This is a genomic window from Nostoc sp. FACHB-152 (assembly GCF_014697475.1).
Lineage (GTDB): Bacteria > Cyanobacteriota > Cyanobacteriia > Cyanobacteriales > Nostocaceae > Nostoc_B.
The window spans coordinates 66,477-75,745 of the sequence record NZ_JACJRV010000030.1 but is presented as its reverse complement, the minus strand read 5'-3'; the positions used below and the strand labels follow the sequence as shown (position 1 = coordinate 75,745).

Genomic DNA, 9,269 nt, shown 5'->3' with positions numbered 1-9,269 from the left:
AACGCTGCCAAAGCCACTGGTATTTCCGCCTCTGCTTACGGCGACGGAACTACTGCCAGTGGCATTCGTGCTACTTCTGTCGGTAAAGGTGCAACCGCATCTGGTGCCAGTTCCATTGCTACAGGTGATACTGCCACTGCCAGCGCCCAAAATGCGATCGCGGCTGGTACAAATGCTCTGTCCAATCAACAAAATGCCACTGCCACAGGTAACGCTGCCAAAGCCACAAGTATTTCCGCCTCTGCCTACGGTGACAATGCGACAGCCAGTGGTCTAAATGCTACATCTATAGGTAAAGATGCAACCGCATCCGGTGCGAGTTCGATTGCTACGGGTGACAATGCGACAGCCAGTGGTCTAAATGCTACATCTATAGGTAAAGATGCAACCGCATCCGGTGGGAGTTCCATTGCCACAGGTGATACTGCTACTGCCAGTGGTCTAAATGCGATCGCGGCTGGTACAAATGCTCTGTCCAATCAACAAAACGCCACTGCTACAGGTAACGCTGCCAAAGCCACTGGTATTTCCGCTTCTGCTTACGGTGACAATGCGACAGCCAGTGGTCTAAACGCCACATCTGTGGGTAAAGGTGCAACCGCATCTGGTGCAAGTTCCATTGCCACGGGTGCCAATACAGTTGCTAATCAACAAAACGCCACCGCCACAGGTAACGCTGCCAAAGCTACAGGTATTTCCGCCTCTGCCTATGGTGACGGAACTACTGCCAGTGGTCTAAATGCTACTTCCATCGGTAAAGGTGCAACCGCATCCGGTGCGAGTTCCATTGCCACGGGTGATACGGCGACAGCCAGCGCCCAAAATGCGCTCGCTGCTGGTACAAATGCTCAGGCCGGAGCTATTAGTGCGATCGCCACAGGTGCTAATACTGTCGCTAATCAACAGAATGCCACCGCCACAGGTAACGCTGCCAAAGCCACTGGTATTTCCGCCTCTGCTTACGGCGACGGAACTACTGCCAGTGGCATTCGTGCTACTTCTGTCGGTAAAGGTGCAACCGCATCCGGTGCAAGTTCGATTGCTACGGGTGATACTGCCACTGCCAGCGCCCAAAATGCGATCGCATCTGGTACGAATGCTCTGTCCAATCAACAAAATGCCACTGCTACAGGTAACGCTGCCAAAGCCACTGGTATTTCTGCCTCTGCTTACGGTGACGGAACTACTGCCAGTGGGACAAATGCCACATCTGTAGGTAAAGGCGCAAACGCATCCGGTGTGAGTTCGATTGCTACAGGTGACACTGCCTCTGCCAGTGGGACAAATGCCTCTGCCATCGGTAAAGGCTCAACAGCTTCAGGTTCTAGTTCTATAGCCACAGGTACTAGTGCCACTGCCAGCGCCCAAAATGCGATCGCTACAGGTACAAATGCCCAGTCCAATCAACAAAACGCCACCGCCACTGGTAATGCTGCCAAAGCCACTGGTATTTCCGCCTCTGCCTACGGTGATACTGCTACCGCTAGTGGACAAAATTCAATCGCTATTGGTAAAAACTCTATAGCATCCGGAGTTGGTGCGATCGCTACTGGTAGCCAAACCCAGGCATTAGGCGAAAATGCGATCGCTACTGGTACTAATGCGAAGGCAGATGGTTCCAACGCTACAGCGACAGGTGCTGGTGCCTTAGCTCAAGGATCATATGCTACGGCTACAGGTGCTGGTGCCTTAGCTCAAGGATCATATGCTACGGCTACAGGTGCTGGTACTTCGGCGATTGGTGAAAATGCGATCGCTATTGGTAGAACTGTTAATGCCAGTGGTACAAATGCCACTGCCTTTGGTAGCAATAATTCCAAAGCCACTGGTGTCAATGCATCTGCCTTTGGAAATAGTGCTAATGCTAGCGGTATAAATTCCTCTGCTTTTGGTAACAGTGCCAATGCTAGCGGTAATAATGCCTCAGCCTACGGTAACAGTGCTAATGCCACTGCTAATAATGCCACTGCCTATGGCTACATTGCTAATGCTAGTCAAGAGAATACAACAGCCTATGGTTACAATGCCACTGCTAGCCAAATCAGTGCGACCGCATCCGGTGCAGGTGCGACCGCATCCGGTGCAAATTCTGTAGCTGTTGGTGGTGGGAATTTCAACACTACAACTGGCAAGTTTGAGCAAGCCGCCACCGCATCTGGTAATCGGTCAGTCGCTACAGGATTTGGAGCCAATGCCCTCCAGGATGATTCGATCGCAGTGGGTACAGCCACAGCCAGTGGTCAAAATGCAATCGCCATCGGACAAAATGCGATCGCTCAACAAGCTGGTACAGTTGCGATTGGACATAATGCCCAAGCATTAGGTGATCCAGCCACCGCCGTTGGTGATTCAGCTTTAGCGGTAGGTATAGATTCAGCCGCTTTTGCATTCCAATCGACGGCAAATGGTAACTACTCTACTGCTATTGGTACTAAAACCCAAGCCAATGGTGCAAATTCAACTGCGATCGGTTCAAATGCTGTGGCTTCGGGTGATAACTCAACCGCAATTGGTACAGGTGCGATCGCCACAGGCACGAATCAGATAGCTTTTGGTACTCCTGCCAGCTATTACACACTACCAGGACTCGCCCCCTCTGGACAGTTTGTTGGCGACACTTATCAAAGTGGAGAAAGACGCTTTGTGACAGTAGACCAATCTGGTAATTTAGGTACTGCTGCTGCTTTCTTCGATCCTGCCACAGTAGAAAGAATTGAAAGAGGATTAGTCACATTAGGACAACAAGTTAATTCTGTTGGCGCTCTTGCTGCGGCTCTCTCATCTATTCCTAACACTATTCCCACAGGTAGCAAGGGGGGTTGTGGAGTTGGTACAGGTATATATGGAGGTTCTTTAGCTGGTGCATTTGGTTGCGTTACGCGCCTGAATCAAAGTATCAGCGTTAATGCAGCAGCTTCTATTACATCGTCTCCAGGTTCTTCTAGTTACAGTAGCAGTTCTAGCTTTATGGGACGTATAGGTATCTTCTTCCAGTTCTAAACCTTGAGCTAGCCCTCAACAGTCTAACTTTTATGGTTTGTAGTGAGAACTTTAGTCCTTACTTTCAAGGCACTCAAGTTCTCACTATAAACTTACTTAACGTGAGTTCGATGAACCTCTCCCCAACCCCTCTGTCTTGAAAAGTTTTGCGCCGGGAAACCCGGACGCGCAACGCCAGTTGCTTTATGCCGGGGAACCCGTCCAACGCACTGGCTCAACTTTTCGCTCCGACGCGGAGAGGGGCTAAAACATTGTGATATTTCAACGAAAGATAAGGGTTTCAAAGCCTCTCCCCCACAGGGGGAGAGGTTTGGAGAGGGGTTTTTTAGCTCCGTCGAACTCACGTTTACTTATAGCAATAGCCAAGGTAGTTAGCATATCGGTAAATCATAAAACTGAGACAGTAAAAGACTTTTAACTTTGACACCTGTTCCCTGCTATATCTATAGATTTAACTTTGCGAAACGAATAATATTAACAGCAAAATTGTACTTTTTTATAGCCGTTTTTAATTACATGAAATATAGTAGATTCGTCCGATTGAATTCCTTTCTAACTATTGCAATTACAAAGACTTTCACAATTATGAAAACCAACTCAAAATATACGATGGGCTACGCCTACGCATTCTCTGCTGTATCAATATTTTCCGTAATCTTAACCTCCTTGCCTAGCACAGCGCAAAATCGCCCCGCACAGCCACCTAGGAATCCAGTTACACCAACCAGTTGGTCACAAGTTCCCAACATTGAAAAAGACTTTATGCAAGGGTGTGTAGGTCAACAAAACCTACAACCTAACCAAAGAACAATTAAGCAAAATTTTTGCCAATGTGCGTTTACTGCTTATAAATCTCGTTATACTCCCCAGCTATTCTCTCAAATCAATGTTTTATCTGTGCAAGTAGGACAAAATGGGCCACGCCTAGTGAATCTGATGATGAAGCCTGAAATAGATCGTTGTTCTGCCCAAACTAATTATCATCCTTAAATCCTATGGCTTGGTTCAATCGTTATGCTACTGATAGTTTATGTTCATTCAGTTGCTGGCTAGGGATATGGATATTGATTATCACTTTCTCTACAAATGTTCAAGCTCAAACTCCACCTAGTACTCAACAACCAGTCAGGAATTCTTCTCTGAGTGCAGCCGAAAATTTTCAGCAAGGCAATCTCACTCGTGCCATTCAACAATGGAGCCGCGATATTAAAAACCGCACTAATGTTGTTGAGGCTTTATATAATCGTTCTCAAGCTTATATATTGCTAAAGCAATATGACTTTGCAGTTCAAGACTTAAATCAGATCATTCAAATTCAAGGCAAAAATACTCCAGTCTATGTCTTAATTGTCCGGGGAATTGCACTGACTGAACTCAACCAACTACCAGAAGCAATTCAAAGCTTTAATCAAGCAGAAAAACTCCAACCTTCTTCCTTAGTTTATAACAATCGAGCCTTAGCATACCAACGCTCTGGACAGATGCCCCAAGCTTTAGAAGATTTACAAAAATCCGTGCAATTAGCACCAACATTAGTTAATCGTTTAAATCTAGCTAACTTACGGATTCAGCTTGGTCAGTTTAAACAAGTTATAGAAGAGATGAATCAACTGATAGCTACCGAAAAATCATTTTTTCCTGCTTATCTTGCCCGTGGCATTGCATATTACAACTTAGGTCAATATGAAAATGCTATTCGTGATTTTATCTTGAGTCTGAAAATTTTTCCAGATCAACCAGAAGCTTATTACTATGCTGGTTTATCATTTGCAAAGTTAAACCGTAAAGAAGATGCATCTCAAAATCTAATTCGTTCAGCAGATTTATATCTTCAACACAATCAACCTAATAACTATCGACAAGTTTTAGAAAAAATTAACGAACTCAACTTGCAATAAAACAGAGTTGATTTATTTTTCTGCACCTAATAGGATAAACAGCGAATACTTAAACTGGCAACATAAAGCATCTTGTCAACTGGAAAAATCCAAGCGATCGCTATCATTGACTAGGCTACTGATGCACTGTCTCAAGAAGACTTACTAGCCAAAATTACAGATAACGACAAAAGTATTGCTGAAATTGGCAGCCAATTAACCAAGGTAATTATCGATAATCAAAAACGTATCTATAAAATTAATGTTTATAACTTCTGGCGTTTTTCAGCTAAAGTCCGCCTATACGGGCAGATTTTACTGATTAATCAGCGTCAAATCCCATTAAAATCAGGTATATCTATTAATGCTAATGTGAAATTACGTCAGCGCATTCTTATGAGTATCTTTACTGATTTCTTAATACAAAAGACTGACAGCTTAGAACCTCTACGCTAATATGAATTGACAATGAAGCTGTATAAAAAAGAGCGTCGAGAATGAAATCATCAGAGCGGCCTTAATGATACAGCAGCTTTCATCCCAATAAGGTACATTCCTCTAGCCTCTAGCTCCTATCTACTTGTACTGCACTCAACCGAAAAACGCTGTAAATCTTTAACCGGACACAATATTACTACCAAGGAACCACGCCATTGTCATCAAAAAATCCACCACTAACACCATCATTAGGCAGCGTGGCCAATCGAACAGCAGCTGTTGCTCCTTGCTCAACAGTGCGATAACCTCGGTGTTGATTAATATCTGTGGCTGTGAAACCAGGATCAGCTGCATTCACTTTAATTGGGGTATCTTTCAACTCGGCAGCAAATAAAACTGTCAGTGCATTTACAGCTGTCTTTGATGAATTATAAGCTAAGAGCTTAAAATCAGCGAACTCGTAGTTTGGGTCAGAGTTCTGAGTCAGTGAACCCAAACCACTAGAAATATTCACAATTCTGCCAGAAAGTGATTTCTTTAACAGTGGTAACATTGCTTTAGTGACTGCAAACACACCAAAAACGTTCGTCTCATAAGTCTGCCGCAATGTTTCAATATCTAATTGACTAGGTGGAACTTGGTCTATTGCAATTCCAGCATTGTTAACCAGGATATCGAGCCTTCCAAATTCACGTTCAATATCAGCAGCAGCAGCATCGATAGTTGCTAGGTTGGTGACCTCAAGTTGAACTGCTTTTGCATCGATTTGGCTGGATAGAAGTTGATTCGACGCTTGTTGACCACGTTCTTTATCCCTGGCACCAATAATTACAGTTGCGCCTCTCAAACCAAGTTGGCGTGCAATCTCATACCCAATGCCTTTGTTCGCACCAGTAATCAATGCCACTTTTCCTTTTAAATCGTCTGACATATTAGTTCTCTATGGTTGTTAAGTTGATTTTGGTTTGGTAGATCAGAACATTGACAGTATATCGGTTAGCTGATTACCTCATATCAAAAACTTAACCTAGCCTTAGAGACTATTTATAAAGCAGATAATAAGTAGGGTGTGTTATGGCTTTAGCCTAACGCACCGCCAATTTATATGGTGTGTTAAGCACTTGGATAGTTTTTTGTGATAAATCATCTCGAAAATATGCGTTCAACACAACAGCCTACACTCTGCAACAATTTAATTGACTCTTGCTGCTTAACCCCGCTATTAACGTGTCTCCTTGCTAAGGCCTAAGTAGCGGCGATATTCTTCTAGCTGCTTTTGCAGTCCACTTATTTGCTCTAGAAATTTGCCAAAATCCATATTATTGCCGTTATTACCAGTGTTTGGCTTCTCTTCATTTGGGCTGTTATCAGATTTAATGCTGAGACTGCTGTCGTAGTAACGATACGACTTAGTGCTGATATTTGTTGAATTGCTGTGGCTAGGAAGTTGAGACGGTTCGTTGATTTGAGGTTCGCTAGACGCAGTATTGAAACTCAAAGTTCTAGCTGAAGTTTGATTATCGGGTATAGGTGCGTAGATGTGTAACAGCTTGTCGTCAGACATCGCTTGCTGCACCACTGAACTGAGATTAAAACTAGTCTTAACATTAGAATTTGTTGCTGATGTGTTAGCTTCTGCCGTCTCTGTGATTATCTGACGTACCTGAGCAGGAGTTAAGTTACGGTTAGCACTCAACATAAGAGCAACTACACCAGCAACATGGGGAGATGCCATAGATGTACCACTGTAAGTAGCGTATTGATTATTTGGCACTGAAGAGTAAATATTTACTCCTGGGGCTGTCACATAAGCTAATTGATTTGTACCAGAACGATTTGAAAAGTTAGCTAAATTATTATTTTGATCTACTGCTCCAACGGCAATACCCGTATTCTTGGCATAACGAGCAGGGTAGTCTGGTTGAGAACTGCCATCATTACCAGCAGCCATCACAACAGTTACGCCTTTGCTACTGGCGTATTCAAGGGCATTTTGCAGAGTACGGTTACCAAAACTACCACCTAGACTCAGGTTAATGACATTAGCTCCATTGTTTACAGCATAATAAATGCCATTAGCGATCGCGCTGTAAGAACCAGAACCAGAATCATTTAACACTTTAACTGGCATAATTTTGGCATCATAGGCAATCCCAGTTACACCATAATCGTTTCTCTGTCCCGCAATAGTGCCAGAAACATGAGTGCCATGCCCATTATTATCTAAAGTGTTGTTGTTATTGTTAGCAAAGTTCCAACCTTTTATATCATCAACATAGCCATTGCCATCATCATCTATGCCATTACCAGCAATTTCTTTAGTATTAGTCCAGATATTATTTTTTAAATCTTCGTGGTTGTAATCAACTCCAGTATCGACAACAGCAACCACAACACCTTTACCTGTATATCCTTTAGCCCATGCTTCTGGGGCTTTTACAAGGTCTGCGCCCCAATTATTCCCACCTGAATTCTTAACATCAGCAAAAGTATTTTTACCAGATGCTCTAGAGACTGCGGCTGCGGCATTTATTAAGCCATAACCTGTAGTGGAATTATAGCTTTTAGTAGTAACAGAAGCAGCCGTATTAAAACTACTTCTTTGGAAACCTAAGCCATAGTCATTGTATCCATGAAAAATATCTTTAGAGGAGAGAGCCTGAGATGTTAGCCCGTTATGAGAAAGTAATTTTTTACTAGTATCATTAATGGGCATAAGTATTTCTCCTCAAATCAAATCATAAATCCTGATTATTGGCAGCATTAACTGTCAAAACCTTTGCTTTCAGGTTTTTCATGGTAAATTTGCTCCCCTAGCTAATAATTACTATGAAATTAAATGACAAAATGAAGCTTTTTTTACAAAACAATATTCAACATATTTTAAGCATTCATTAAGAGTTTTAGCTGTAAGCAAGGCTGACAAAGAATACAGCACGGTTTGATTAGTTTCTACATTCCTGATTAATACAGATAAAAATGATAGTTTGTTGATATTTATCTGGATTGATTACAATAGCAAACCATCTGAGTTATATTAATCACTGATAGTTTCTACCTAAAATCATAATAATCCTAAAGCTTTGAGACTACGCCGAGTAACTTCAATTCGTGCCGTAACATCGTCATTATCTTGAATATTAATATTGGTAGCAAAGAAATAAACATTATTGTTTTGTTCTAGATATCCTACAAACCAACCAATGTTAGGTTTCACACTAGTAGCCCACCCAGTCTTTCCTCGGAGTATATAATTAGGTGTTCGCTCAAAAATCATAATGTCTTGAACTAAATCTAAAGTGCGTAGAGAGAAAGGTAAGTCTTTGCGATAGAGACGTTGTAGAAAATCTATTTGTTGTCTAGGCGTAATTTGTAAAGGCCCTTCTAGCCAAAATTTATCTATTTGTTCAGGTGTCCCAATTTGACGGTTCCCATAACCAACTTGATTGATGAATTTCTGCATTCTTTCATGACCAGTTCTCCGCGCCAACACTTGATAAAACCAAACTGTTGAATCTTTGAATGCTTGACGCAGATTAGTATCTCGGTTCCAAGCTGGAATTTCACGCTTAATTCCATCCCAAGTCAAAACAGCCACATCATCTTTAATTACTCCGGTTTCTAATGCAATTAGAGAATTCAAAATTTTGAAAGTTGAAGCAGGATAAAATGCAGTTGAATTCCTAAAAGTGTTGTGTTCGTAAAACTTTTTATTATTTTGGTCGTAAATTAAAATTGAGCCTTCAATTCCTAGTTCTTGAAAACAACGCCCAAAATTCAGATTTTGAGCAATAACTGGAGAGGGTTGATTTGCTTTTGATTGTGCAGATAGGGTGGGAAAACTGGTAATAGTGATAAGAAAGATTATAAGTAGCGATCGCCCACTTCTAGCCATAGATTTTATCCTCACACAACTGATTGGCAAACCAGAGAGGATACAAAAGCAAAGTAGTC

At 42.3% G+C, this 9,269-nt stretch carries 6 protein-coding genes; 3 read left to right on the top strand and 3 right to left on the bottom strand.

The window, feature by feature from the left end; all coding sequences use genetic code 11:
• The 3 genes from H6G76_RS19795 to H6G76_RS19785 all read left to right on the top strand — a co-directional run.
• The coding region (locus tag H6G76_RS19795) for an S-layer family protein (protein WP_190704324.1) at positions 1 to 3,000 on the top strand (3,000 nt) is incomplete at its 5' end.
• Between the two features lie 585 nt (positions 3,001 to 3,585).
• Complete coding sequence (locus H6G76_RS19790) at positions 3,586 to 3,990, top strand: hypothetical protein (RefSeq protein ID WP_190704322.1); 405 nt, start codon at positions 3,586 to 3,588, stop codon at positions 3,988 to 3,990.
• Between the two features lie 5 nt (positions 3,991 to 3,995).
• Positions 3,996 to 4,898: a tetratricopeptide repeat protein gene (locus H6G76_RS19785; RefSeq protein ID WP_190704319.1), complete on the top strand. Its 903-nt coding sequence runs from the start codon at positions 3,996 to 3,998 to the stop codon at positions 4,896 to 4,898.
• A gap of 613 nt (positions 4,899 to 5,511) precedes the next feature.
• Here H6G76_RS19785 and H6G76_RS19780 read toward each other — a convergent pair.
• From H6G76_RS19780 to blaOXA, 3 genes are all read right to left on the bottom strand, one after another.
• Positions 5,512 to 6,246: an SDR family oxidoreductase gene (locus H6G76_RS19780; protein WP_190704316.1), complete on the bottom strand. Its 735-nt coding sequence runs from the start codon at positions 6,244 to 6,246 to the stop codon at positions 5,512 to 5,514.
• A 291-nt stretch (positions 6,247 to 6,537) separates the two neighbouring features.
• Positions 6,538 to 8,031 carry a S8 family peptidase gene (locus tag H6G76_RS19775; RefSeq protein WP_190704313.1) on the bottom strand — a complete coding sequence of 498 codons (1,494 nt, stop codon included), beginning with the start codon at positions 8,029 to 8,031 and terminating at the stop codon, positions 6,538 to 6,540.
• A gap of 348 nt (positions 8,032 to 8,379) precedes the next feature.
• Positions 8,380 to 9,210, bottom strand: coding sequence for a class D beta-lactamase (gene blaOXA / locus H6G76_RS19770; protein ID WP_190704310.1), 831 nt, complete (start codon positions 9,208 to 9,210; stop codon positions 8,380 to 8,382).
• Positions 9,211 to 9,269 lie beyond the last annotated feature (59 nt).

Bases quoted from the DNA above. Each gene is read 5' to 3' on its own strand.
- H6G76_RS19790 (WP_190704322.1), top strand. From the start codon at position 3,586: ATGAAAACCAACTCAAAATATACGATGGGCTACGCCTACGCATTCTCT.
- H6G76_RS19785 (WP_190704319.1), top strand. From the start codon at position 3,996: ATGGCTTGGTTCAATCGTTATGCTACTGATAGTTTATGTTCATTCAGT.
- H6G76_RS19780 (WP_190704316.1), bottom strand. From the start codon at position 6,246: ATGTCAGACGATTTAAAAGGAAAAGTGGCATTGATTACTGGTGCGAAC.
- H6G76_RS19775 (WP_190704313.1), bottom strand. From the start codon at position 8,031: ATGCCCATTAATGATACTAGTAAAAAATTACTTTCTCATAACGGGCTA.
- blaOXA (WP_190704310.1), bottom strand. From the start codon at position 9,210: ATGGCTAGAAGTGGGCGATCGCTACTTATAATCTTTCTTATCACTATT.